Origin of the sequence: Roseburia sp. AF20-18LB (genome assembly GCF_003461185.1) — a bacterium.
Taxonomy (GTDB): Bacteria; Bacillota; Clostridia; order Lachnospirales; family Lachnospiraceae; genus Roseburia_C; species Roseburia_C amylophila.
Genome location: NZ_QTWP01000006.1, coordinates 1 through 23965, shown reverse-complemented (window position 1 = coordinate 23965; position 23965 = coordinate 1). Strand labels below are relative to the sequence as shown.

At 37.2% G+C, this 23965-nt stretch carries 30 protein-coding genes and 2 pseudogenes; 28 read left to right on the top strand and 4 right to left on the bottom strand.

Annotated elements, in window-relative coordinates; genetic code table 11:
* Positions 1-59 precede the first annotated feature (59 nt).
* The 4 genes from DWX65_RS10935 to DWX65_RS10915 form a co-directional block, all read right to left on the bottom strand.
* Positions 60-767, bottom strand: coding sequence for a DUF6040 family protein (locus DWX65_RS10935; RefSeq protein ID WP_008394183.1), 708 nt, complete (start codon positions 765-767; stop codon positions 60-62).
* Positions 745-2466, bottom strand: a complete 1722-nt coding sequence (locus DWX65_RS10930; protein WP_118173447.1) for a MobA/MobL family protein — start codon at positions 2464-2466, stop codon at positions 745-747. Before DWX65_RS10930 ends, DWX65_RS10935 begins: the two co-directional genes overlap by 23 nt.
* A 328-nt stretch (positions 2467-2794) precedes the next feature.
* A complete protein-coding gene (locus tag DWX65_RS10920) occupies positions 2795-3109 on the bottom strand; it encodes a hypothetical protein (RefSeq protein WP_005337289.1) in 315 nt (104 codons plus the stop codon).
* 140 nt (positions 3110-3249) lie between these two features.
* Positions 3250-3480: a helix-turn-helix domain-containing protein gene (locus DWX65_RS10915; RefSeq protein ID WP_004843519.1), complete on the bottom strand. Its 231-nt coding sequence runs from the start codon at positions 3478-3480 to the stop codon at positions 3250-3252.
* A 171-nt stretch (positions 3481-3651) separates the two neighbouring features.
* Here DWX65_RS10915 and DWX65_RS10910 point away from each other — a divergent pair, with 171 nt between their 5' ends.
* From DWX65_RS10910 to DWX65_RS15675, 28 genes and pseudogenes are all read left to right on the top strand, one after another.
* On the top strand, positions 3652-4281 hold the full coding sequence (locus DWX65_RS10910) for a helix-turn-helix domain-containing protein (protein ID WP_008402208.1): 630 nt from the start codon (positions 3652-3654) through the stop codon (positions 4279-4281).
* A gap of 86 nt (positions 4282-4367) precedes the next feature.
* Positions 4368-5663: a tyrosine-type recombinase/integrase gene (locus DWX65_RS10905; protein WP_008400148.1), complete on the top strand. Its 1296-nt coding sequence runs from the start codon at positions 4368-4370 to the stop codon at positions 5661-5663.
* A gap of 247 nt (positions 5664-5910) precedes the next feature.
* Positions 5911-6411: an SGNH/GDSL hydrolase family protein gene (locus tag DWX65_RS10900; RefSeq protein WP_278336321.1), complete on the top strand. Its 501-nt coding sequence runs from the start codon at positions 5911-5913 to the stop codon at positions 6409-6411.
* 64 nt (positions 6412-6475) lie between these two features.
* On the top strand, positions 6476-6886 hold the full coding sequence (locus DWX65_RS10895; protein WP_117699138.1) for a TIGR04076 family protein: 411 nt from the start codon (positions 6476-6478) through the stop codon (positions 6884-6886).
* 32 nt (positions 6887-6918) lie between these two features.
* Complete coding sequence (locus DWX65_RS10890) at positions 6919-7680, top strand: class I SAM-dependent methyltransferase (protein ID WP_199535047.1); 762 nt, start codon at positions 6919-6921, stop codon at positions 7678-7680.
* 37 nt (positions 7681-7717) lie between these two features.
* Positions 7718-8212, top strand: coding sequence for an HD domain-containing protein (locus DWX65_RS10885; RefSeq protein ID WP_008981870.1), 495 nt, complete (start codon positions 7718-7720; stop codon positions 8210-8212).
* An 83-nt stretch (positions 8213-8295) separates the two neighbouring features.
* Positions 8296-8517 (top strand): annotated as a pseudogene (locus DWX65_RS10880) (GNAT family N-acetyltransferase); the annotation flags it as partial.
* On the top strand, positions 8502-9440 hold the full coding sequence (gene xerA, locus DWX65_RS10875; RefSeq protein ID WP_118173444.1) for a site-specific tyrosine recombinase/integron integrase: 939 nt from the start codon (positions 8502-8504) through the stop codon (positions 9438-9440). The pseudogene DWX65_RS10880 and the gene xerA, both read left to right, overlap by 16 nt.
* Positions 9441-9494: 54 nt before the next feature.
* Positions 9495-9797 carry a type II toxin-antitoxin system RelB/DinJ family antitoxin gene (locus DWX65_RS10870; RefSeq protein WP_199534370.1) on the top strand — a complete coding sequence of 101 codons (303 nt, stop codon included), beginning with the start codon at positions 9495-9497 and terminating at the stop codon, positions 9795-9797.
* Positions 9797-10117, top strand: a complete 321-nt coding sequence (locus DWX65_RS10865) for a type II toxin-antitoxin system RelE/ParE family toxin (RefSeq protein ID WP_015553868.1) — start codon at positions 9797-9799, stop codon at positions 10115-10117. The genes DWX65_RS10870 and DWX65_RS10865 overlap by 1 nt, the downstream gene beginning before the upstream one ends.
* A 37-nt stretch (positions 10118-10154) precedes the next feature.
* Complete coding sequence (locus DWX65_RS10860; RefSeq protein WP_117691176.1) at positions 10155-10349, top strand: hypothetical protein; 195 nt, start codon at positions 10155-10157, stop codon at positions 10347-10349.
* Between the two features lie 166 nt (positions 10350-10515).
* Positions 10516-10641, top strand: a complete 126-nt coding sequence (locus DWX65_RS15525) for a hypothetical protein (protein ID WP_278336320.1) — start codon at positions 10516-10518, stop codon at positions 10639-10641.
* A gap of 108 nt (positions 10642-10749) precedes the next feature.
* Positions 10750-11331 (top strand): TetR/AcrR family transcriptional regulator, encoded by a 582-nt coding sequence (locus DWX65_RS10855; RefSeq protein WP_118173443.1) that lies wholly within the window; start codon positions 10750-10752, stop codon positions 11329-11331.
* Complete coding sequence (locus DWX65_RS10850) at positions 11303-11974, top strand: GNAT family N-acetyltransferase (protein WP_330414810.1); 672 nt, start codon at positions 11303-11305, stop codon at positions 11972-11974. The genes DWX65_RS10855 and DWX65_RS10850 overlap by 29 nt, the downstream gene beginning before the upstream one ends.
* Positions 11975-12061: 87 nt before the next feature.
* Positions 12062-12775, top strand: a complete 714-nt coding sequence (locus DWX65_RS10845) for a lantibiotic protection ABC transporter ATP-binding protein (RefSeq protein WP_118173483.1) — start codon at positions 12062-12064, stop codon at positions 12773-12775.
* Complete coding sequence (locus tag DWX65_RS10840; RefSeq protein ID WP_118173442.1) at positions 12768-13499, top strand: lantibiotic immunity ABC transporter MutE/EpiE family permease subunit; 732 nt, start codon at positions 12768-12770, stop codon at positions 13497-13499. The genes DWX65_RS10845 and DWX65_RS10840 overlap by 8 nt, the downstream gene beginning before the upstream one ends.
* A 1-nt stretch (position 13500) precedes the next feature.
* A complete protein-coding gene (locus DWX65_RS10835) occupies positions 13501-14241 on the top strand; it encodes a lantibiotic immunity ABC transporter MutG family permease subunit (RefSeq protein ID WP_118173441.1) in 741 nt (246 codons plus the stop codon).
* Positions 14242-14255: 14 nt separating this feature from the next.
* On the top strand, positions 14256-14918 hold the full coding sequence (locus DWX65_RS10830; protein WP_118173440.1) for a response regulator transcription factor: 663 nt from the start codon (positions 14256-14258) through the stop codon (positions 14916-14918).
* Positions 14906-16282 (top strand): sensor histidine kinase, encoded by a 1377-nt coding sequence (locus DWX65_RS10825; RefSeq protein WP_118173439.1) that lies wholly within the window; start codon positions 14906-14908, stop codon positions 16280-16282. Before DWX65_RS10830 ends, DWX65_RS10825 begins: the two co-directional genes overlap by 13 nt.
* A 284-nt stretch (positions 16283-16566) precedes the next feature.
* Positions 16567-16929, top strand: coding sequence for a Fic family protein (locus DWX65_RS10820; RefSeq protein ID WP_118173438.1), 363 nt, complete (start codon positions 16567-16569; stop codon positions 16927-16929).
* A 230-nt stretch (positions 16930-17159) separates the two neighbouring features.
* Positions 17160-17339 (top strand): DNA-binding protein, encoded by a 180-nt coding sequence (locus tag DWX65_RS10815; protein ID WP_118173437.1) that lies wholly within the window; start codon positions 17160-17162, stop codon positions 17337-17339.
* 29 nt (positions 17340-17368) lie between these two features.
* The gene (locus tag DWX65_RS15205) at positions 17369-18529 is read left to right on the top strand and encodes an HNH endonuclease domain-containing protein (RefSeq protein WP_199535046.1); all 1161 of its coding nucleotides are present in this window, start codon (positions 17369-17371) and stop codon (positions 18527-18529) included.
* Between the two features lie 12 nt (positions 18530-18541).
* Positions 18542-18850 carry a nucleoside triphosphate pyrophosphohydrolase gene (locus tag DWX65_RS10805; protein WP_118173436.1) on the top strand — a complete coding sequence of 103 codons (309 nt, stop codon included), beginning with the start codon at positions 18542-18544 and terminating at the stop codon, positions 18848-18850.
* A gap of 3 nt (positions 18851-18853) precedes the next feature.
* Positions 18854-21835 (top strand): DUF3427 domain-containing protein, encoded by a 2982-nt coding sequence (locus DWX65_RS10800; protein WP_118173435.1) that lies wholly within the window; start codon positions 18854-18856, stop codon positions 21833-21835.
* A gap of 12 nt (positions 21836-21847) precedes the next feature.
* Positions 21848-22249, top strand: a complete 402-nt coding sequence (locus DWX65_RS10795) for a (deoxy)nucleoside triphosphate pyrophosphohydrolase (RefSeq protein ID WP_118173434.1) — start codon at positions 21848-21850, stop codon at positions 22247-22249.
* 174 nt (positions 22250-22423) lie between these two features.
* Complete coding sequence (locus tag DWX65_RS10790) at positions 22424-22897, top strand: hypothetical protein (RefSeq protein ID WP_118173433.1); 474 nt, start codon at positions 22424-22426, stop codon at positions 22895-22897.
* 385 nt (positions 22898-23282) lie between these two features.
* On the top strand, positions 23283-23678 hold the full coding sequence (locus tag DWX65_RS10785) for a hypothetical protein (protein ID WP_330414816.1): 396 nt from the start codon (positions 23283-23285) through the stop codon (positions 23676-23678).
* Positions 23679-23825: 147 nt separating this feature from the next.
* A pseudogene (locus tag DWX65_RS15675) lies at positions 23826-23912 on the top strand (DUF6017 domain-containing protein); the annotation flags it as partial.
* Between the last annotated feature and the right edge of the window lie 53 nt (positions 23913-23965).

Sequence of the window (23965 nt, the reverse complement as noted above, 5' to 3'; positions counted from 1 at the left end):
TAAATTTTCACTAGGCTGGTATGGAGTAATTTTACTGTCTATACAGTAAGTTGAAAATACTAATATGGTCTTTTTTCTAACCAAACTTTAAGATAACATCTAATTCCAACATATGCGCCCTGCGAAAGTACGAAAAGCAATAGAAGATTTACTGACAGTACTTTTTTGATTGATTCTCCAAAATAAATGACAATAGCAACACTTGTCAGTATCATTAGTAGAGTAATAACATCCCAACAGTTTTTCTTATATAATTCTATAACCTTTATTTCTATCAGTATCGCCAGCATCCCTGTTCCTGCCATACATATTCCTACAATCAATATTAGCAATAACCAATATACCATTCCGGCTATAAAAGCATTTGGAATTTTTGTACTAATCTGTGCCGCAGAATGCCCGGCATCAATCGTCCATCCGACAAAGGTTTGTATGAATGATGCTAAATCATTGAAGAATGATTTACAATCGACAAGGAACATATCTGACTGTACTGCCTGAAAAAGAGTGGTTGTCAACGAATACCATGCAAGAAGGAACAAGGTTGTTTGGAACATTACCGTTTTTGCTTTATACTGTCCTGCAAGTCGCTCTTTTTGTGTTTCGTATTTTGCTTTTGCATTCTGATAGGCTGTCCGGTTACAGGCTTCACATTTTTCATAGAGTACCGGCTTTTCTACCGGTATTTCTACGATTTTCTGATGTGTCCGGGCATAATCCCGTTCCTGTGTTAAATAGCATATTTTATCTTGACATTCCTCTATCATGACGTTTGCGCTTCGCAACTTCTCTTTCTCGATCCGCAATGCTCTGTCTGCCAGCTTCAAGTCGTTCTTTAATGCTTGAATATTCCCGGCTCTGTTCTCTTTGTTTAATTTCTCGTTCAAGGTCAGAGATTCGCTGAGCTGCGTCTTCAGTTCCACGATAAGCTGTTCTTTCTGTTCTAGTTCTTCTTGTATCTCCTCGGTCAAGAGCAGAAGTTCTTCCAACTGTTCGGCGTTCTTTGATTCTCTGGATTCGTTCATCTATATCACGTCCTTTCTCTATCTGCTGTTCCAGTTCAGCAATTCGGTGTTCTGTTTCAGTAATAAACTGTTTTCGCTGTTCAGCTTCTGTGCCAATTTCTGCCATTGCTGATTTTCGTTTTCCAAAAGCTCTATCTTCGTTTTCTGTTCTTCCATCTTGGAAAGCAGTTCCTCGGTATTTGGCAAAATGTTGAGCAGCTCGGATAACTCGTTGTTTAATTTTTGTAATTTCTGATTCTGTTTTTGCATAAGAGAGAGTTGAGTGTCCCGGTTCTGCATTTCCAGAATCATTTCTGCCATTAGGTTCTGCTGTTCTTCGATTTGACCAATCATGGATTCCATTAAGGGTATAATTTCCCGGCTTTCTTCTAATGTCATTTAATCGCTCCTTCCATAATGATAATGCACCCGATACTTTCCCAAAGGTGTTTAGTATCTTTTGCAATAACGTGTTTTGTTGTTTTATGATTTGATTTTCCGCTACTTTCCACGAGCCTTTTATTTCCTGCCCGGCAAAAAACTTTTGTTCAATCTTTCTTGCGTCAGCTCCTTCATGGATGGTAGGAATCTGGAGTTTTCCCTGCTTTTCATAAGAACGATGATCAACTTGATTATGCAAAGGCAGATGTTCATTACATACCTTTGCCCATTCACTCCGCCACAGTTCACAATTTTTTGGATTGTTCCATCCAGTAGCATCGGTCAGCACCCGTTTCCATTGCAGGCGGTTTCTTGCTCCAATCTTCTGAATTCCGTTTTCGTCTAATACAGGGATACGGATTCCATGACGGTCAGGGTTTTTCTTATCCTGCCACCAGTTCGGATGGGATTCATCAATCACGATATTTCCGTTTTTATCTCTGACAAAATCCCAATCCTTGACTTCTTTCTTTCCCCAAGAATGATCCGGGTTAAAAGGACGCATAGTTAGAAGCAGATGGACATGGGGGTTGCCATCCCCTTTGTCGTGGATACTCCAATCAGCGCACATTCCTCTATCTACAAAAGTTTTTTGGATATAGTCGGTTGTATATTGAATTTGTTCCTGTCTGCTCCATTCTTTGGGGAGGGCAAATTCAAATGACCTGCCAAGTTGGGCATCTGCATTTTTTTCAATCTTCAATACCTCATTCCATAACCTCTGTTTCTGAAATGTGATTCTGAATTTTTTTAAAGCAGCTTCTTTATCTTCTGACCTTTTGTATCGGACAGATTTTTGAAAGCGTTTTATATTTTCTTCTGGTACTATCTGCCATTCAGGAGGTGCGTTTTCGCACATCATCAGCCGGGTGTAGACCACTTCTTTTTTAGAAGTGTAATAACTGATTCTCCCTGTTTCCTCGTTTTTCATCACATCCCCATTGAGATATGCGGAAGCGGAGATAACAGATTTCCCTTTACTTCGTCCGACTATTTTGATTGTGTAATGAAAAATCGCCATGTCTGGATTCCTCCTTTCTGACGTATCCGGCATAGATTTCCGGCAACATTGCTTTCAGTTTTAGAAAAAGCAGCATTGCCGGAACTCCCTCTGCGTAAGAGTGCCCTGCGCATAGCAGCCTGCATGGAATGCGCCTCTCTGGCGAAGAGTGCCTCCTGCGGCATGAGCAGGTCTGGCTGAAAGCCCCGCCGACGGAACGAGCCCGGCAAGCGTGAGCGCAGACCGGTTGACACTTGTGGCAAACTTATTGGGACGACCTCTGGTTGTCCATAAGTGCGCCCTTCATAAAAAAGCAATGAAGGGAATGAAAACCTCATCCCCTCCGCCATTACACTTCCTCCATATCGGTATTTGTTTCTTTCTGCATTGCCTTTGAGAAAAATTTCCCGTTGGCTTCCTGCTTTTTCAGAAAACCAATCAGCTTTGGGATGTCTTCTTCCTCAATAGGCGAACCAAGAACGGATTCCACCGCACCGCCAACCTGACAGAGCCTATGGGTTCGTTTTTTACTTTCTTCGGCTTTCTTTCGCTTCAGAAGTTCTTTCTTCTGTGCTGCATATCTTTTCGCCTTTTCAAGGCTTTCCTGCTCTTTCTTTTCCATTTCAAGCATTCGTTCTTCATAACTTTTTGTTGATTTTGCCATTATTACATTCTCCTTTCTCTTGCAAACATAAGTTCTTGGTTGCGTATCAGAAGAAGCACATGGTATAATCTTCTTGCGTGTAGGTATATCATGGCTTCGGTCTGATAGAACCTTTGGCGGTTTCTTTGGAAGCCGCCTTTTTAATTTGCCGCAGTTCTTGTTACGGCTTTTACATTTCCTCTATCCCTCAAATCACGACCTTCATTCGCTTCCATAAACATTTCCAGAATATCGGTTTTAATCAGGACTTTGCGACCAACCTTTAATACTGGAAGTTTCTTCCATTCTACAAGCTGTCTTAAGGTGTTTCTGCCGATTCCCGTATAGTCAGCAGCTTCTTCGATGGATAATGCAATTTTTCTTTGCGTCATATAATCACCTCCTTATAAATTGCATTATGCAATTCTTGTGATGTAAGTATATCCTTTTCATATCTTTTTGTCAAGCGTTACGAAATATTAAAAGTAAATATTATATTGCATATTGCAATTTTGGAAAAACAATGCTATAATTCATACATACCGAAAAAGGAGGCAGTCAGCATGAAAGATAAAGAACTACGCAAGCTGATAGGCAGCAGAGTAAAACAGCGCCGTCTGGAATTGAATCTGACACAGCCTTATGTTGCAGAAAAGATGGGGGTTACCGCTTCTACAATCCTGCGTTATGAGAATGGTTCGATTGACAATACGAAAAAAATGGTGCTGGAAGGTCTTTCGGAAGCACTCCATGTATCTGTGGAATGGCTCAAAGGGGAAACAGATGAATATGAAACCGACATTACGGATAAGAGAGAGTTACAGATTCGTGATGCGATGGGAGATATTCTGGAACAGTTACCGCTTGCCCTTACCAAAGAAGAAGATGCTTTTTCAAAAGATTTATTACTGCTGATGTTAAAACAATATGGTCTGTTTTTGGATTCCTTTCAGTTCGCCTGCAAAAACTTCAAGGGGAATGCTGGTCAGACGGATATTGCCAAAACAATAGGGTTTGAATCGAATGATGAATATAATGAGATTATGTTCTTAAGGGAAATCACTCCTACCATCAATGCTTTTAATGAGATGGCAGACGTTGTAAGGCTCTATTCCAAGAAACCAAAAACAGCAGAACAAAGGCTTGCAAATCTTTTATCAGAAGTCTTATACGAAGATTCCGAATCGGTATAGTAAGACAACCGGAGTTATGATATACTTACACGCACGAAGCATTTCATCAGTTCCGATTGTCTAATATCGAAAGGAGACATACGATTATGGCAAAAGGATCTGTAAGAAAAAAAGGAAAGAAATGGTACTACCGCTTCTATGTAGAGGACGCAAGCGGCAATCTTGTTCAGAAAGAATGCGTTGGAACAGAAAGCAAAAGTGAAACTGAAAAGCTGCTCCGTCAGGCAATGGATGATTATGAGAAAAAGAAATTTGTTGCCAAAGCGGAAAATCTCACAGTCGGACAACTTCTGGATGTGTGGGCAGAGGAGGAATTAAAAACAGGTACGCTCAGCAATGGTACTGTGGAGAATTACCTCGGAACAATCCGAAATATTAAGAAACATCCGCTGGCAGAACGGAAATTAAAAAATGTAACCTCTGAGCATTTGCAATCTTTCTTTGATTTGCTTTCCTTCGGGGGAGTTCATCCCGATGGAAAAGAGAGAAAGGGTTACAGCAAAGATTACATCCATTCTTTTTCCGCAGTCATGCAGCAGTCTTTCCGCTTTGCAGTATTTCCAAAACAGTATATTACGTTCAATCCCATGCAGTATATTAAACTGCGGTATCAGACGGACGAAGTTGATTTGTTTTCGGATGAGGACATGGACGGAAATATCCAACCAATTTCACGAGAAGATTATGAAAGACTGCTTGCGTATCTTCAAAAAAAGAACCCAGCCGCAATACTTCCAATCCAGATAGCCTATTATGCCGGGCTTCGTATTGGAGAAGCCTGTGGTTTGGCATGGCAGGACGTAAATCTGGAAGAACAATGCCTTACCATAAGACGCAGCATCCGATATGATGGCTCAAAGCGCAAATATATCATCGGACCAACCAAGCGGAAAAAAGTGAGGATTGTTGATTTTGGAGATACGCTGGTAGAGATTTTCCGCAATGCCCGGAAAGAGCAGTTAAAAAATCGAATGCAGTACGGAGAACTTTATCACACGAACTACTACAAAGAGGTCAAAGAGAAAAACAGAGTGTACTACGAATATTACTGCTTAGACAGAACAGAGGAAGTCCCGGCAGATTATAAAGAAATTTCTTTCGTCTGCTTAAGACCGGATGGTTGTCTGGAACTTCCGACTACTTTGGGGACGGTATGCAGAAAGGTGGCAAAAACATTAGAGGGATTTGAAGGCTTTCATTTCCACCAGTTACGTCACACCTATACAAGCAACCTTTTGGCAAATGGAGCTGCTCCAAAAGATGTGCAGGAATTATTAGGACACTCAGATGTAAGTACCACAATGAATGTCTATGCTCACTCCACAAGAGATGCGAAACGAAAATCGGTTCGGCTTCTTGATAAAGTGGTAGGCAATGATTAAAAAAAATTCCCTTATTTCCCTTGTGATTATCTCATAAGGGCAAAAATAAGGGAAACTACATATCATTTCACTAATGGACAGGCAGGAAAGCCTATAAAATGGGGAAAGTTAGAGGAATAATTATATAAATTCCAGTTTATATAATTAAGAAAATCGGGAGTCAACAGGACAAATCCTTTTTACAGGATCATCCTTGATGGAAATGTTTCCTGTCTGTGAAATTGCACGAAGCTAGGGTATTGAACAAGTGGTATATAAGATATATAATCGCGGCGTTAGTGGATTGAATACAGATGAGTTTCTGGAAAATATCGATACATTGCTTTTAGATCTTGAGCCATCAAAGATATTTATCAATATCGGTACTAATGATATTACAAAAGAACGATTTGGAGATCAGTGGATGTTACATTTAATGGATAATATCTGTAGAATCATGGAAATTATCAAATTCCGTATTCCAGATGTGGAAATTTTTATCAGGGGGTTTTATCCTGCAAATCTTCACCTGCCATGGCAGACAGAACAATCAATCCAATGGATGAAACTCCGTACTCCTGAAAATCTTATATTATGTAATCATCGATTAAAAGAAATAGCAGAAAAATACGGTTGTCGTTACCTTGATTGTAATGAAGCACTTGTTGATGAACATGGTGAACAGAAATCGGAGTATGCCATTGATGGTGTACATATGTATGCAAATGGATATTTGAATGTTTTTAAGTCTTTAAAGCCTTATTTGTAATTCATGAAAGGGTTTTATTAGTGGAACAAAAAGTAAACAAATCGGAATTTCGAGGTGATACAGAATGCAGCACGAGTGTAAAATAACTGTTTTAGAGACAAAAGTATTTCCAGATCTTCAAGAAAAATATCTTGCTGATCCGAAATCAGGACCGTGTCCATGTTTTAAGGTTGGAGATACATTCCTTTTGAAAAGGACACCGCAACAGGATGATTTTTATCATCTTATGAATGGAAAATTCTGTGGAGAAGCATGGGATGCTATTAGTAGGTATGTTTATACAGCATTACAGGGTGGTTCGATTATGCATGGATGGACAAATGATGAAAGAATGATGATTGCTTGCTGTAATGATGGAACACGACCTGTAATTTTCAAGATCGAAAGAATTGATATACCGGAAAACGAAGATGAAAAGCAGTGGTTAGAAAAACACGATTTCAAGAATACTGCTGAAAATGCATATACAGGATAAATACAAAACGGAAGTTTACAGCGAGGTGAAAGATGTTGAATTATGTAGAATATGGAAAAGAAAACAAATATGATGATGATATATTTTTTCAAAAATACAGTCAAATGAGTCGCTCACAGCAGGGACTAGCCGGTGCAGGAGAATGGGAAACATTGAGAAAGCTGCTGCCGGATTTTAAAGATAAGCGTGTGCTTGATTTAGGATGCGGCTATGGATGGCACTGTATTTATGCGATGGAACACGGAGCGTCTTCTGTTGTAGGTGTTGATATTTCTCATAAAATGCTCGAGGTAGCCAAAGAAAAAACACATTTTCCACAGGTTGAATATAAATGCTGTGCTATAGAAGATGTGGAATTCCCAGAGGAGAGTTTTGATGTAATATTAAGTTCACTTGCGTTTCACTATGTAGCAGATTATGAGATTTTAGTAAAAAAGATATATAGAATACTGAAGTCTGGTGGCAAGCTAGTTTTTACGGTTGAACATCCTGTTTTTACTGCCTATGGAACACAAGACTGGTATTATAACGAAAAAGGAGAAATACTGCATTTTCCGGTGGATAATTATTATTATGAGGGCAAACGAACAGCTGTGTTTTTGGGAGAAAAGGTTACAAAATTTCATAGAACACTGACCACATATCTAAATACACTGCTTTCAAATGGTTTTATAATAAATCATATTGTGGAGCCGCAGCCACCGGAAAACATGATGGATATTCCGGGGATGCAGGATGAAATGCGCCGTCCCATGATGCTGATTGTATCGGCGAACAAAAAAGTGGATAGATAGAACTAAAACACCTATAAGGTATAAATGGGGGGAATTTATGTTTAAAGAAAAAATTATTATAGAGATGAAAGAAGTATTCAAAGAAATTCCTTTTGGCATAGAGCATACTCTCAAAGTTTTGAAAAATGCAGAAGATATAATGAAAGGAGAAAATATCGGAGAGGAAGAAAAAGAATTCATCAGTATTATTGCTATACTACATGATATTGGTGCGGTTGAAGCACAAAAAAAATACGGTTCTATTGATGGTGTCTATCAAGAAAAGGAAGGACCAGAAGTAGCGAAAGAAATATTAAAAAAGGTAGGCTATAACAAAAATATTGATAGAATATGCTTTATAATAGGCAACCATCATACTCCATCTAAAATTGATGGACTTGATTTTCAAATACAATGGGAAGCTGATTTGCTTGAAAATTTAACGGTTATGGATAAAGAAAAAGAACAGGAAAAGATAAAAAAGTGTATAGATGAAAACTTTAAAACAAACACTGGAAAAAGGATAGCTTATAATCGCTTTATTTTAGATTAGTAGTAGATTATTACAGTTATGTATTTTATATCGCAAAGAAAAAATAGTAGTTAAGTTTAACCCTAGGGTTAAATGATGAATATGTTGAGGGCATTTTTGTTTCTGGTGAAATGCAATCGCAGGGTATAGGTAAAATTCTGCTGAATTATGCAAAGGATAAAAGGAATAAGTTGTACTTGAACGTATACCAAAAGAACGCACGGGCAATATCTTTTTATAAGAGAGAAGGATTTGAGATTCAGCATAGTGGCTTAGATGAGGCTACCGGAGAAAAAGATTATGTAATGACATGGCAGAAGTATTAAATGCATCGCAGATGCAGAAACTACAAGAGGTGTTGGTAAAACGGTTATCTGAAAATACTGTATCTGATTATTTGCAGACAACGAATATGGACTTTCTAGATATGTTTTTAACTGCAAAGCATTTAGAAGGGTGTTCTGACAAAACAATACGCTATTATAGGTGTAATATTGAAAAGATGTTGGATACAATAAATATTCCGGTCATAAAGATAACGACCGAGATGCTACGAAAATATCTTGTAGAGTATCAAACGATAAATAATTGTGGAAAGGTAACTATTGATAATATTCGTAGAAGTCTTTCCACATTTTTTTCGTGGCTAGAGGAAGAGGACTATATTATAAAAAGCCCAATGAAAAGAATTCATAAGGTAAAGACTGCCGTTATTGTAAAAGATACCATTCCAGATGAGAAAATAGAAATTCTTAGAGATAATTGTAATAATCTGCGTGATAGGGCAATGATTGATTTTCTGCTTTCAACAGGAATTAGAGTAGGCGAATTGGTAAGGCTGAACATTGATGATATAGATTTCTCTGAGCGGGAATGCGTGGTTTATGGCAAAGGAGACAAAGAGAGGAAAGCATATTTTGATGCTAAGACCAAAATTCATTTGTTGAATTATATTGAATCAAGGACAGATAATAATATAGCGTTATTTGTGTCGTTAAACAAACCACACAGTAGACTTACTGAAAGCGGTGTGGAGTTACGATTACGAGAAATGGGGAAGAAGTTAGGTGTAGAAAAGGTACACCCACATAAGTTCAGAAGGACGATGGCCACCAGAGCAATTGAGAAAGGTATGCCGATTGAACAGGTACAGAAAATTCTTGGACATGAGCAAATAGATACAACGCTCAGATATGCAATGGTTAATCAAAACAATGTGAAGCTATCGCATCGAAAATATATTTCATAGATTGACTTGTAACGCAAAAGACGTTACAATAAAAGAAAGATGGAGGTGTATTCTATGGGAAAAACAGCAACATTAAATATAAGAGTAAATCCAGATGTAAAAAAAAATGCAGAAAGTGTATTGGCACAATTAGGGATACCAATGGCTACTGCTATAGATATGTATTTAAAACAAATATCATTAGTAGGAGGAATTCCCTTTTCTATTGTATTACCAAAAGCAGCTAATTCAGTGAATGCAGATATGATGTCTGTTACACAGATTCATCAAAAGTTAGAAAAAGGATATGCCGATATAGAGAAAGGAAATGTTGAGGATGCAGCTAGTGCGTTTGTGGCATTTAGAGAGAGGCATTAATGAAGCAATATAAGGTAGAGATTACAAAAGAAGCTTTGCAGGATATGGAAGATATATACAATTATATTGCTATAGATTTGCTTGCTCCAGATAATGCAATGGGGCAATATAATCGCATTGCTGATGAAATACTTACATTAGACACTTTCCCAGAACGATTTAGGATTATGGATTCTGAGCCGGAAAAGAGAATGGAGTTGCGTAGAATGCTCGTCGATAATTATTCAGTGTTTTATACAATCCGTGACGAAAGGGTAATTGTAACGGATGTGTTATACACGGCATCTGATATAGAAGCACGTTTGAGAGGCGAGCTATAAAAGCACGCGTTTATTTGAAGTTTATGGAGGAATAAAGATGGATTGTTTAAGATGTAAAGAGGAAATGATTAAAGCAAAATTAAAAGGAGATGCAGTAGGTACGGTTGTTTATTTAACTAATAAGAAAAACGGTATCTTTGAGAATGAAAAGAATAGTACTGTTTCATGTTATGTATGTCCAAAATGTGGATATGTTGAATTGAATGCAGATAATGCGAAAAAATTGATTTGATAATTTCCACTTGAAACTTTCAGTTTTCAGATGACGATTTTTAAAGGATTTAATAACTGTTATATCTTGTTATAAAAATCTCGTCGCCCCCTTGAAAATACTAAACCTTTCACTGGTATCCTTTCGATTACATCTTGTATCGTGTTATATCGTTTTCCCCTTGTTTATGAGTCCTCCTAAGGGAAAGAATGAGCTGGATGAGCGACCGATTATTGATATTTATCGGAAGATAGAGGAAGATGGTTATATGGAGATTGACATCTGTTTCCCATTAAAGACAAAATTATCATAAACAAAGTTATGTAAAAATGTGTAGAGATATCTGACTTGACAAATAAACGGCCGTTTACTATAATCAAAATGTAAACGGTCGTTTATTTTATGAGCAGGAGGTTTGGGTATGTCAAAAACTACAAAGGAAGATATATTGATTGTTGCATTACATTTATTTGCGAGAGATGGATATGAAGCAGTTTCTGTCAGTCAGATTGCGGGGGAGCTTGGCATGACAAAAGGTGCATTGTATAGGCATTATGAGAGTAAGAGAGATATTTTTGAACATATTGTAAAAAGGATGGAGCAGGGGGATGGCGAACAGGCAGAATCACATGATATGCCTGCTGATAAAAAGGAAAATGAACCGGAACAGTATGAAGAGATTTCTGCGGACAATTTCATGGAATACAGTAAATCTATGTTTTTATATTGGACAGAAAACGATTTTGCATCGTCATTTCGAAAGATGCTTACGTTAGAGCAGTTTCGGAATGAGGAGATGCAGGCTTTGTATCAGCAGTATCTTGTGTCTGGTCCGGTAGAATACGTGAAGGATTTGTTCAAGAGCATGGGTGTTGTGGAGGCAGATAAAAAAGCAACCATGTTTTATTCCATCATGTTTTTCTACTATAGTCTGTATGATGGAGCAAAGGATAAAACAAGAATAAAAGAGCGGTTTGAAAAAAGTATTAGCAGCATTATATAAAGAAGTGGAGAAAAAGAAAATGAAGGAAAATATTATCATTCGATTGGAAAGAGAAAATGAATACCATGAGGTAGAAAATCTGGTAAGGGAGAGTTTCTGGAATGTGTATCGACCAGGCTGTCTGGAGCATTATGTACTCCACAAACTTCGCAATGATCCCGCATTTGTTCCGGAACTGGATTTTGTCATGACATTAGATGGACAGTTAATTGGACAGAACATGTTTATGAAGGCTGTGATTGCAGCCGATGATGGCAGAAGTATTCCCATTATGACTATGGGACCGATCTGTATTGCACCGGAGCTTAAAAGGAAGGGGTATGGAAAGATTTTACTGGATTATTCTTTAGAAAAAGCAAAAGAGCTTGGATGCGGAGCACTATGTTTTGAAGGAAATATTGATTTTTATGGAAAAAGCGGATTCAGACAGGCGAGTGAGTTTGGCATCCGCTATCATGGATTGCCGGAAGGCGAGGATGCATCTTTTTTTCTGTGCGAAGAACTGATGCCGGGATATCTTAATGGAATTACAGGAGAGTATGCACCTCCGGCAGGTTATCTGGTAAATGAAAAGGAAGCAGAGGCATTTGATAGAGAGTTCCCGTATATGGAGAAGAAAAAACTTCCGGGACAGATTTTCTAAAATGTAGCAAACTTCATCAAATCTTTATTTTTCCCTGATAGATTATATTTCAGTAAGAAATGAAATATAGAAGGAAGGATGGCAAAGATGGAAATGATGTTGCAGACACAAAATCTATGTAAATATTTTAGAAAACAGAAAGCGGTAAATAATGTTTCACTTAATATCGAAAAGGGACAGATTTATGGACTGCTTGGACCGAATGGTGCGGGAAAATCTACCACATTGAAAATGCTGACCGGTATGATGAAACCAACTGCAGGAAAGATTTACTTTGATGGAAAACTTTGGGATAGGAAAGATTTATCAAAAATAGGAGCGTTAATTGAGAATCCGCCTATTTATGAAAATCTTTCCGCCAGAGAGAATTTGAAGGTAAGGCAATTATTGCTTGGTACAGATGAAAACAGAATTGATGAGGTCTTGCAGATTGTATCACTTACAAACACCGGAAAGAAGAAAGCAGGACAGTTTTCTTTGGGAATGAAGCAAAGACTAGGCATTGCAATGGCATTGCTTGGAGAACCGGAACTTTTGATATTGGATGAACCTACGAATGGATTAGATCCAATAGGAATCGAGGAATTACGAGAGCTGATCCGGTCTTTTCCGGAACAGGGAATCACTGTAATTCTCTCCAGTCATATTCTCTCGGAGGTACAGTTACTTGCAGATAAAGTCGGGATTATTTCAGGTGGAATCTTAGGATACGAAGGAGAATTAAAGCAGGGAGATAATCTTGAAGATTTGTTTATGAATGTGGTAAGAAAAAACCAGAAAGCAGGTGAAATCCATGGTTAATATTATAAAAGCAGAACATCAAAAAGCCAAAAGAACCATGCGAAAAAAGTTTATCTGGGGATTTCCTCTTCTTACATTTGTCATGGCATTTATATTTACTCTTGGGATGACAAATGCTTATGCAGAAAGTGTTTGGAACTGGTGGTATACACTTTTGCTGCCGGGGATGATTGCTCTATTTTGTTATCTTTCTGTGGCGCAGGAGAAAAAGATAAAATACTATCATTTAATGACTATTCCCACAGACAGAAGAAAATTGTTGCTGGGGAAAATTATTTATATTGGGTGCATGATTCTGTTTTCCAATGTGATTGTGTTTGCAGGAGCAACGCTTGGAGGCTTTCTTCTAACGACACATGTTCCGGTGAAAGGAGCGTTGATTGCAGTATTGTTTCTGACGATTTCTGAGTTATGGGAGATTCCGGTAGCTTTGTTTTTAAGCGAACGCTTTGGAATGATTGTAAACCTGTTCGTCTGCCTGTTTATTACCGTCAGCGGTGTGGTAATATCACAAACCAGGATCTGGTATGTACTTGTTTCGGCAATCCCTATGCGAATGATGTGTCCGTTACTTCATATTTTACCGAATGGTCTTGCGGCAGAATCGGGGAATCCATTTTTGAATACGGGAGTCATTGCTCCGGGGATCTGCCTCTCAATGATCTGGTTTGTTCTTGCAACGCTTTTGTTTCTGAAATGGTTTGAGAGAAGAGAGGTGAGATAGGATGCTTGGAAGATCTCTGAATGCAGACTTGCGAAAGATGAAAGGAACATCTGTGATTCTGGCACACTTACTGATTCCGATTCTAACCAGCGTTATATTTTTAGTGTATTACCTTTTTTCACCATGGAATGAAAATATGAAAGTGATTGCATTTTATCAGGCAATAGGAGCAGGACTTCCAGTACTTGTTGGAATTTTTACAGCAAGTGTGATGGAGCAGGAACAAAATGCAGGTGATTTTCAAAATCTGTTGTCTTTACCGGATAAACCTGCAGCATTTTTATCGAAACTGTTGATGCTACTGGTTTTGTGTCTGTGCTCTATCCTATTGACAGCAATCATATTCGGAATTGGATTTGGAAGAATCGCATCAAGCGATATCGAAATCATGAAAGGATGTATATTTGCAGCATTGCTGCTGTGGGGAAGCAGTGTTCCACTTTATCTGTGGCAGCTGATTCTGGCTTTTCAGTTTGGAAAAGGGGTATCCATTGGAGCAGGGATTATATCAGGACTAATTAGTGCATTGATGCTTACCGGACTTGGAGATTATGTGTGGAAATATGTATTTGTCTGCTGGACGGGTAGAGTACCATATACTTATCTGCAATCTGTATTGGGAGAAACTAGTGTAGGTGAATGGTTGTCATTCATACCAGGTTGCTTAATATTTACAGTGATTAGTATGGTATACTATTTTTGGTGGGTAAACCACTGGGAAGGAAACAGAATATCGGAATAGAATCGAGGGAAACTATGGCAAAAATACTGGCAGTTGATGATGAACCGGCAATTCTGGAAATGATAGAAAGCATTTTGAATAAGGATGGACATCTGGTTACCAAAGTAAGTAATCCACTAAAAATTAATATGGAAGAATTACATCGTTATGACCTGATTTTACTGGACATTATGATGCCTGGAATTGATGGCTTCGAATTATGCAAAAGAATCAGGGCACTTGTGGATTGTCCGATTTTGTTTCTTACGGCAAAAACGGAGGAAAACAGTCTGGTAAACGGACTTTCTTTAGGAGCAGATGATTATATTTCAAAGCCATTTGGAGTGATGGAACTTCGGGCAAGGATCAATGCACATCTTAGAAGAGAGCACAGGGAACATTCTGTCCGGATGGTTTTAGGGAGAGTCTGCATTCAGATGTCTCAAAAGAAACTGTTGATGGATGATAAGGAACTTCCTCTTACGAAAGCGGAGTACGAAATTTGTGAATTCCTGGCTAAAAACAGGGGACAGGTTTTCTCGAAAGAACAGATTTTAGAAGAGGTCTTTGGTTTTGACAGTGAGAGTAATGACAGTACCATTATCACGCATATCAAAAATATAAGAGCAAAATTTGCGGATTATGATTATACACCGATAAAAACAGTCTGGGGGATTGGATATAAATGGGAAGAGTAAAGAGAAGCAATGCACTCAGCTGGATTTTTATGAGATATGTACTGGTCATGCTTGGATCATTAGTAGGTTTGGTGATTGTTGCTTGGCTGCTGCTGTACCTTTTGATTAGTGTGGGCTGTATCTATCCGGCGAATTATGCAGAGCAAAAGATTAATGAAGCATATGATACGATTTTACATGCGGATAAAGTAACTGCTGAGATGATTCCTGCACTTTGCGATTATGTAATCTTTTCAGAGAATGGAGAGAAAATAGGTGGAGATCTGTCAGAACAATACGAACAGATAGCATGGAATGTTGCAAAGTACGGAAACGCATCCGGGAAATATTTTTATAAAGTAATTGTAAGGGAAAATGAATATGTTGTATTGCAATATCGCCTGACACCTCAATATCATTCAGCTTTTTTGAGGGAGCATTTTATAGGACCACAGAATGTGATGAGTATTATGTCTGTGATTGGAGCGGTAGCGATTATCATCATTCCGTCCATACGTTTTGGAAAAAGAATCAAAAAGCAGATGCAGCCTGTATTAGACGCAATCGGACAAATAAAGGATCAAAATCTGGAATATGAGACATCCTCTTCCGGTATCAAAGAGTTTGATGACTGTTTATCGGCAATCGATGATATGCGGGATGCATTGCGAGAATCTTTAGAAAAGCAGTGGAAAACAGAGCAGGAAAAGAAACAGCAGATGTCTGCTTTGGCGCATGATATTAAAACACCTCTTACGATTGTACGGGGAAATGCAGAACTACTTTCAGAGACTGAACTGACCACAGAACAGAAGAAAAATATCACTTATGTTTTGAACGGCACAACACAGATACAAAGTTATGTAAAACAGTTGATAGATGTCACAAAATCATGGAATTGCAGTGATGTTACCTATACAACGGTGAGGTTAGAAGATTTTTTCGCAGATATAAAGGAACAGGCACTCGGACTGGTAGAAATCTATCACCAGAAGATAGATTGGAAGGCGGAACAAAGTGATAAAAAGGTAACGATTGCTTATGATCCAATGTTCCGGGCCGTAATGAATGTGATTCAGAATGCAGTGGAGCATACAAAAGAAAATGGAATCATTTATATTGACGCAAAGGAGCAGGATGGCCGGCTGACATTCATTGTGGAGGATAGCGGATCAGGATTTACAAAAGAAGCATTATTGCATGGCACAGAGCAGTTTTTTATGGATGACACAAGTAGAAATGGCGAAGCCCATTATGGGATGGGACTATTTTTTGCAAAAACTGTGGCTGAAAAATATGGTGGAGATATTAAACTTTCAAATTCTGAAAATACAGGTGGGGCGAGGGTAGAAATATTTTTCCTGAGTAGTCAAGAAACAAGCTAAATAGACCGCAATTAAGCTATGTAAAAGAAATTTTACATGCTTTTATCTAATATGTAAAAGCCTTTTGATAGACATTACTACTACGTTTGCTGTAATCTCATGGAAGAAGGAGGCATACAGAATTATGATAGCTGATAAAATTAAAAATGCTCGTACTATTCTTTATTACATAACTATCATTATAGTTGGGATTATATGCACATATAAGAAGAGAATAATATAACTTTTGTTATGATATCAAATGATTTTTTCATTTAATATAACATTGCATTGGATGAAAAAATGTGTTTGGAGATGAAAACATAATCGAATTGAAGGTTGACGATTCAAACATAAAAACATTCATTGATAAGCTAGTACATTTATTCTTTTGCTCCTGCAAATTTCATTGTTTTACAGACGGAAACAAGAGAATTGCGATCACATTGACTGCAGATTTCTTACTGAGAAATGGATACATGGGAATTGCAAATGTGTATTTCAGAGAAATGGAAAATATAAGTTATCATGTGGCAGCCGGGCACATAGATGAGGAGCTTTTAACCGAGCTGATGACTGCTATATTAGATAATACTTATGATAATGATGAAGCATTAAAGTTAAAATTATTTAATGCCATTTCTGTTGAAGAGCAGTTTTACGAATAGTTTTGGTCCCGACATTAATGTCGGGACCAAAACTAGTTTGCAAATTAAATATGTTTACAGCAGGTCGCTAAGTGCCGGTGGCACTTGTTTAGCGACGACCGAAACGGAGTGTAGACCATGCTGTCAACATATAGAAAAGTGTTCGCAACATAGAATATTTATCTTGAAAGTGTTCGCGTATTCGAATATAATTAAAGTGACATGTTGTCGTTTTATATGGAGGACACAGAATGGAATATTTAATTTCAGCAGATTGTGCAAAAAAATGGAATGTATCTCAGAGAAGAGTGGCGATTTATTGTAAAGAAGGACGCATTGAAGGCGCTGTCATGATGGGAAGAATGTGGATGATTCCTAAAAGTGCAGAGAAACCAGAGGATCCAAGAAAGACCAAAAAGAATGCAGAATAATGTTGCTTTGATAGAGAGAAGGTGAGATATTGGCTGAGCTAATAATCGATAGTAATTATTACAATAAACTTGATATAGAAGGCTTTTCAAAGATGATGAGTTCTCCTTCATATTGCTATAAATTTTATTGGCTTGAAGCAATTGTACAGCTAATATCTGCGAATAGAACAGAGGCAACATATGATGAAATTATAAATAAAATGATTGCGAATGCATGGTTCCCTGTTCAGGAATATCATATCCATTTAAGCGGGATATATGGAGATGGAGATGTAAAGGATAATCTTGAAAAAGCAGTTTCTAGATTATATGAACTAACTCAGTTACCAAGTAATGCTAATGAAATACAGATTATGAACAAATTAGCTGAGTTTTCTAATGATAAGGAGCTGCATTCATATAAAACAGAGCTTACAAAAAACGTGCCTTATAAAGCCTTATCAGGGTTTGCAAATAAAGGAACGGAAAAGATAAATTTGGAGAGCAGCGCCGGAAGAATGATAGCTTACTATAATAAGCTCAGTGGTTCAGAACTCTTGCTGCCATATACATTTGGTGATGAAAAAAGTTTAAAAAAGGTTGTCAAATTCAATGATGGCTGGATTCAGATGATTCAAGATAATATGGTCTCAATTTTGGGATGGATAAAGTATGAGAAGGTTAAGTGGTTGCAAAATAATAACCCAGAAGTCCCGGGGATTGTATATAAATTAGCTCAAGATGATGAGAAAGCAAGAAAATTGGACAATGTAAGAAAACTCTGGGATGCAATCCTTGAAATACGTCCTGTAAAAAATGTATTTATGGATGGTGACATAAACGGAGAAAGTTATGCAGTGGATCACTTTATTCCAAGAAACTTTGTCATGAATGATGAGTTGTGGAATTTAATGCCGATGGATCCAATCCAGAATATGAAGAAAAATAAGAAGCTTCCGGTGTGGGAAAATTATTTTGGTCAGTTTGCAAATAATCAATTTATGATGTATGAAATGATATTTGAAAAACCAGAATTACTAAAGCTGTATAAGCAATGCTATAAAGACAATTTGCATTCAATCTGGGCGATACAGGAATTATATAGAAAAGGAAACTCAGCGGATGAGTTTAGAAACATTTTGGATAAAAATATGCATCCGGTATATGACTCAGCAAGAAGGCAAGGATATGATATTTGGGATGTTTCATAAGGGGGCACCACGATGAGGGTATACAATAAATTAGTACGCGATAAGATACCTGAAATAATTAAAGCAGATGGCAAAGAATGCAAGACGCGCATCTTATCCAATGACGAGTATATAGCTGTACTTGAAGCAAAGTTGAATGAAGAAGTTGCTGAGTACCAGGCAGATAAAAATCTTGAAGAGATGGCGGATGTGCTTGAAGTATTACAGGCTATTTGTATAGCACGAGGGTACTCGTTAGAGGAACTGGAAGCACTTAGGGCAAAGAAAGCCAGCGAAAGAGGCGGATTTGCAGATAAAATATTCTTAGAATACGTGGAGTAAACTATGAAAAATTATAATGAATTAAGAGCTGGTTTTGAAACAGCATACATTGATGGTTCTGTAGCATCTTCTCTTGCATACAGGCCACAATTTGTTTCTAACAATTACAAAGAAGGAAAGAAAGTCTTATCTTCTATCGAAGATGAGTTATTAAAATGCGATCAATTTCAGATTAGCGTAGCATTTATCACAATGAGTGGAATTACACCTCTTCTTCAGACCTTAAAAGAATTAGAGAAGAAAAATATTCCAGGAGAAATTCTTACTACAAACTATCTGAACTTCAGCGAGCCAAGAGCATTAGCAAAGTTAAATGAGCTGACAAATATCACCTTGAAAATGTATGATGTGGAAGCGGCGGATGAGGGCTTTCATACCAAGGGATATATTTTTAGAAAAGACGAAATCTATCGTATCATTATAGGTAGTTCAAATATAACAAGTGCTGCGCTCACAAGTAATCGTGAGTGGAACACAAAGCTAATCTCTACGGATCAGGGAGAGATGGCAGAAGAAATTGTAGCTGAGTTTAGGGAACTTTGGAATTCTAAGTATTCATTATCATTTGATGAATTCTATGAGAATTACAAAGAACGATATAAAATCATCAAACATCAGCGAGATATTGCAAAGCAGGAAGAAGTTACTTCTCTTGAAAAATATAAATTACAGCCAAATAGTATGCAGGTTAGGTTTATTACTAATTTGAAGAAAATAATTGATGCAGGTGAAGAAAGAGCGTTACTTATCTCTGCAACAGGAACCGGAAAAACATATGCTTCTGCATTCGCTATGCGTGAGCTTGGATTTAAGAGAGTGTTATTCTTGGTTCATAGAGGTCAGCTTGCAAGACAGACAAAGAGATCCTATGAGAAGGTGTTTGCAAAAACAGTTTCAATGGGACTTGTAGGTGCTGGATATCATGACTATGATGCAGATTATGTATTTGCTACCGTGCAGACGTTAAATCGTGATGAGCACTTATTGCAGTACGCAAAAGATACATTTGATTGCATTGTTTTGGATGAAGCACACCATGTTCCAGCTGATACATATCAGAAGATAATGAAACATTTTACACCTAAGCTATGGCTTGGTATGACAGCTACTCCAGATAAGCGAGATGATAATGTAGAAGGGCGAAATGTGTATGAACTCTTTAATTATCAGATAGCATATGAAATTCGCTTACAGCAGGCAATGGAAGAGAATTTGCTCTGTCCATTCCACTATTTTGGTATCACAGACTTGGCAATTATTGGAGATGATGAGGAGGCAAATCGTGATTTTTCAATGCTGACGAGTGATGAACGTGTGAAACATATCATTACACAGGCCGATTATTATGGATATAGCGGGGATAAGGTCAAAGGGTTAATTTTCTGTAGCAGCATAAAGGAAACGGAAGAGCTATCTGCTAAGTTCAATCAGATAACAAATCCCGCAACAGGAAAATTGTATAGAACTATTGCTCTTAATGGTAGTTCATTTGAGCAGGAAAGACAGGATGCTTTTGAGCGATTGGCGATGAATGAAGAGGATGCCAATGAAGAAAAAACACCTTTAGATTATATTTTCTCAGTAGAAATATTAAATGAAGGTGTGGATATTGTTGAGGTGAATCAGGTAGTTATGCTTCGCCCAACACAGTCACCAATCGTGTTCATTCAGCAGCTAGGCAGAGGTCTTAGAAAAGCAAATGGGAAAGAATACGTTGTAATTCTTGATTTTATTGGAAATTACACTAATAACTTCATGATTCCGATTGCTCTTTCTGGTGACAGAACATATAACAAGGATAATATTCGAAGATACATCATGGAAGGTGGACGTGTGATTCCAGGTGCATCCACAGTACACTTTGATGAGATAAGCAGAAAGAGGATTTTTGCATCTGTAGATAGTGCAAACTTCAGTGATATAAAACTCATTCGCGAGAATTATACAAATCTAAAAAACAAGCTTGGAAGAATTCCTGCCCTTAGAGACTTTGATGATTATGGAGAAATGGACGTTATCCGTATTTTTGATAACAATGGCCTTGGTTCGTATTACAAGTTCCTTGTGAAATATGAAAAGGAATATAAAATTCGATTATCAGAGGATGAGGAAAAGGTTATTGAGTTTGTTTCTAAGAAGTTGGCCAGTGGAAAGCGAGTGCAAGAATTGCAGATGTTAAAGAGACTTCTCGCATATGCACGTGGTTTTTCAAAGATTGGATTATTTGCTGGACTTTCTGAGGATATGAAAGAATATGGAAAAGAAATATCGAGGGATCAAAAGGAAAATATAGTCAATGTTTTGACTAACGAATTTCCAGCTGGATCTGGAAAGAAAACCTATTCTCAGTGTGTATTTATAGAGGAAGATGCCTCTGATTATAAACCTACAGAGTCCTTTATTGAGATGTTAAAAAATGATGATTTTTATACCATACTAAAGGAATTGGTTGAATTCGGTATTAGCAGATATGAACGCGATTACAGCGATTGTTATGAGAATTCGGATTTGGTTTTATATCAGAAATATACCTACGAAGAAGTGTGTAGATTACTGAATTGGGAAAAGAACTTATCTTCCGTGATGAATGGTTATATGTTGGATAAGAAAACAAAAACATATCCAGTTTTTATTAATTATGATAAATCAGATGATATAAGTGATACTACAAAATACGAGGACCATTTTGTAGAAGGGTTTAGGGATCGATTGATTGCAATTTCTAAATCGGGAAGGAAACTACAGTCAGATGATGTACAGAATTTCTTAAAAGCAAAAGAGCGTGGAATTCAAGTGGAGTTATTTGTTCGAAAGAACAAAGACGATAAGATTTCGAAAGAATTTTATTATCTAGGACATATGACAGCTAGTGGAAATGCTAGGGAATTTACTATGGCTAATACAGAAAAGTCAGCGGTTGAAATCGAATGGATTCTTGACGTTCCAGTTCGAGAAGATATTTATGAGTACATTGTAAGTGCTTAAAATGGAGGCAATATGAAAACAGTAAGAGTGGTAGCTGCGGTTATTAAAGCTATAAATGAAAACGGTGAGCCAATCATCTTTGCAACACAGAGAGGCTATGGCAATTTTAAAGGTGGTTGGGAATTCCCAGGAGGCAAGATTGAAGAAGGAGAGACTCCACAGGAAGCTTTGAAGCGTGAAATTATGGAAGAACTTGATACAGAGATTTCAGTTGGTGAATTGATTAATACGGTGGAATACGATTATCCAACATTTCATTTGTCGATGGATTGCTTTTGGTGTGAGATTGTAAAGGGAGATTTGGTTTTGAAGGAGCATGAAGCGGCAAAATGGGTGACAAAAGAACAGCTTAATTCGGTGGAATGGTTGCCTGCAGATATAAAGCTGGTTGAGAATATTAGTACAAAACTGTAGAAGAGTGGAGAACTTTTAATCGTGACATTAAATGTTTAGTGATATACAAAAATATATGTGATGGAATTATAAATATACGTTTCTTATATGGTGTCGATATGGGATAAAAAACGAATATAGAATATTATCAAGAAAAAATGAATGACATAATTAGGTGTTTCCGGAGATGTGATTATGCAAAGTTGGGTAAGAAGGTCGAATAAAATAAAAAAAGAGAAAGATAATAGAAAAATTCAGTGGAGAATTAATATCGAGATAATAAATAGGATTATGTATGTAATTGCTACAGTGACATTAATCATTTTGATGGGGACGTTAAGTTTTATTACAGCTTACAGCCATAATGATTTAGTTATATCAATAATGTCGCTTTTGATGTTAGTATTATCCGTTCTTTTGAATGTAAAAAAGCTCAATCCATATATGGCTTTTGCGGTTATGATATTTGTTACAATATATGGAATAATAGGAGTTACAGTTGTTTTGAGAGGAAAAATTTCGCCACAGATGAGTGAAATAGTATGTAGATGGATTTCTGCTGGTAGCTTAGTAAGTTCAATTATGATTGAGTGGATACAAATAATAAGAGGGATAATAGAGGACTCTAAATTGACTGTTAAAAAATATGAAAGTAAGAAATTGAAATAGTCTATTGTAATTTTAAGGGTATTAAGATTAAGCAACATATGGTAAAAGCAGAGAACATCATTAGGAAGGGAAGAATGCATGGAGAAAGTTGAGCTAGTACAGCATTGGAATTATTTTGTTCATTGGCAGAACGATTAGATGATATAAAACATTATATAGATCATGGTTTAGAGGAACATAATGGAGTAATAAATTTTGTTCATGGAAAAGTTTACTCAGATATTTTTTAGCAGATTATTGTTCTAGCGGCATCTAAGTTTGAAATAATGAGTAAGGCTTTATGTAGTGCAAGGGGAGTAACGACTAAGAAAATAGTAGATATAAGCAAAACGATATTAGCATCACTCTCTAAAATTATTGATTTTGAGGTAAGTACGACTTTTGGATTAATACACCTTTACATGATTGGAAGACGACGTGTATTAACAGTGGAAAGAATATAAAAGTAGAGGGCTTAAACAGTAAGTCAGATTTCAGAGCTGTTAAGGTAAAAGAGTGTGTAGCAGTTCCTAAGTCAAAGAAACTGTTACAGTTCACACTTGATGACGGAACAGGCACAGACCGTACCATCCTTTCTGGCATTTATGCTTACTATGAGCCGGAAGAGCTTGTTGGCAAGACACTTATCGCCATCACAAATCTTCCACCACGTAAGATGATGGGAATTGATTCCTGTGGTATGTTACTTTCCGCAGTGAATAACCTGAAGGATTCAGAGGATGAAGAACTTCATCTTCTGATGGTTGATAACCATATTCCGGCAGGAGCAAAGCTCTACTAAAAATATATTATGATGATTGCCCCCATTAGATAGAAAAATCTGTCTGGTGGGGGTTTTATGTATAATATATATTGTGGAAGTTAGGCATGTTCAGTAATCTTAGTGAAGCGAAAGCTTCTGAAACATAATTAGGAGTATCATAGGTATGTTGTGCACTGTATGGGAAAGAATACTACTAAGATTCGCAATATCAAAGCATGTTTGTTGGAAGTGTTATTCAATGCAGGGACATAATGGGAAGCTATTGGTGAATTGGAAAATTAAATTCCAGTCCATTCACCCAAAAA

Bases quoted from the DNA above. Each gene is read 5' to 3' on its own strand.
- DWX65_RS10935 (WP_008394183.1), bottom strand. From the start codon at position 767: ATGATAGAGGAATGTCAAGATAAAATATGCTATTTAACACAGGAACGG.
- DWX65_RS10930 (WP_118173447.1), bottom strand. From the start codon at position 2,466: ATGGCGATTTTTCATTACACAATCAAAATAGTCGGACGAAGTAAAGGG.
- DWX65_RS10920 (WP_005337289.1), bottom strand. From the start codon at position 3,109: ATGGCAAAATCAACAAAAAGTTATGAAGAACGAATGCTTGAAATGGAA.
- DWX65_RS10915 (WP_004843519.1), bottom strand. From the start codon at position 3,480: ATGACGCAAAGAAAAATTGCATTATCCATCGAAGAAGCTGCTGACTAT.
- DWX65_RS10910 (WP_008402208.1), top strand. From the start codon at position 3,652: ATGAAAGATAAAGAACTACGCAAGCTGATAGGCAGCAGAGTAAAACAG.
- DWX65_RS10905 (WP_008400148.1), top strand. From the start codon at position 4,368: ATGGCAAAAGGATCTGTAAGAAAAAAAGGAAAGAAATGGTACTACCGC.
- DWX65_RS10895 (WP_117699138.1), top strand. From the start codon at position 6,476: ATGCAGCACGAGTGTAAAATAACTGTTTTAGAGACAAAAGTATTTCCA.
- DWX65_RS10890 (WP_199535047.1), top strand. From the start codon at position 6,919: ATGTTGAATTATGTAGAATATGGAAAAGAAAACAAATATGATGATGAT.
- DWX65_RS10885 (WP_008981870.1), top strand. From the start codon at position 7,718: ATGTTTAAAGAAAAAATTATTATAGAGATGAAAGAAGTATTCAAAGAA.
- xerA (WP_118173444.1), top strand. From the start codon at position 8,502: ATGGCAGAAGTATTAAATGCATCGCAGATGCAGAAACTACAAGAGGTG.
- DWX65_RS10870 (WP_199534370.1), top strand. From the start codon at position 9,495: ATGGGAAAAACAGCAACATTAAATATAAGAGTAAATCCAGATGTAAAA.
- DWX65_RS10865 (WP_015553868.1), top strand. From the start codon at position 9,797: ATGAAGCAATATAAGGTAGAGATTACAAAAGAAGCTTTGCAGGATATG.
- DWX65_RS10860 (WP_117691176.1), top strand. From the start codon at position 10,155: ATGGATTGTTTAAGATGTAAAGAGGAAATGATTAAAGCAAAATTAAAA.
- DWX65_RS15525 (WP_278336320.1), top strand. From the start codon at position 10,516: ATGAGTCCTCCTAAGGGAAAGAATGAGCTGGATGAGCGACCGATTATT.
- DWX65_RS10855 (WP_118173443.1), top strand. From the start codon at position 10,750: ATGTCAAAAACTACAAAGGAAGATATATTGATTGTTGCATTACATTTA.
- DWX65_RS10845 (WP_118173483.1), top strand. From the start codon at position 12,062: ATGGAAATGATGTTGCAGACACAAAATCTATGTAAATATTTTAGAAAA.
- DWX65_RS10840 (WP_118173442.1), top strand. From the start codon at position 12,768: ATGGTTAATATTATAAAAGCAGAACATCAAAAAGCCAAAAGAACCATG.
- DWX65_RS10835 (WP_118173441.1), top strand. From the start codon at position 13,501: ATGCTTGGAAGATCTCTGAATGCAGACTTGCGAAAGATGAAAGGAACA.
- DWX65_RS10830 (WP_118173440.1), top strand. From the start codon at position 14,256: ATGGCAAAAATACTGGCAGTTGATGATGAACCGGCAATTCTGGAAATG.
- DWX65_RS10825 (WP_118173439.1), top strand. From the start codon at position 14,906: ATGGGAAGAGTAAAGAGAAGCAATGCACTCAGCTGGATTTTTATGAGA.
- DWX65_RS10815 (WP_118173437.1), top strand. From the start codon at position 17,160: ATGGAATATTTAATTTCAGCAGATTGTGCAAAAAAATGGAATGTATCT.
- DWX65_RS10805 (WP_118173436.1), top strand. From the start codon at position 18,542: ATGAGGGTATACAATAAATTAGTACGCGATAAGATACCTGAAATAATT.
- DWX65_RS10800 (WP_118173435.1), top strand. From the start codon at position 18,854: ATGAAAAATTATAATGAATTAAGAGCTGGTTTTGAAACAGCATACATT.
- DWX65_RS10795 (WP_118173434.1), top strand. From the start codon at position 21,848: ATGAAAACAGTAAGAGTGGTAGCTGCGGTTATTAAAGCTATAAATGAA.
- DWX65_RS10790 (WP_118173433.1), top strand. From the start codon at position 22,424: ATGCAAAGTTGGGTAAGAAGGTCGAATAAAATAAAAAAAGAGAAAGAT.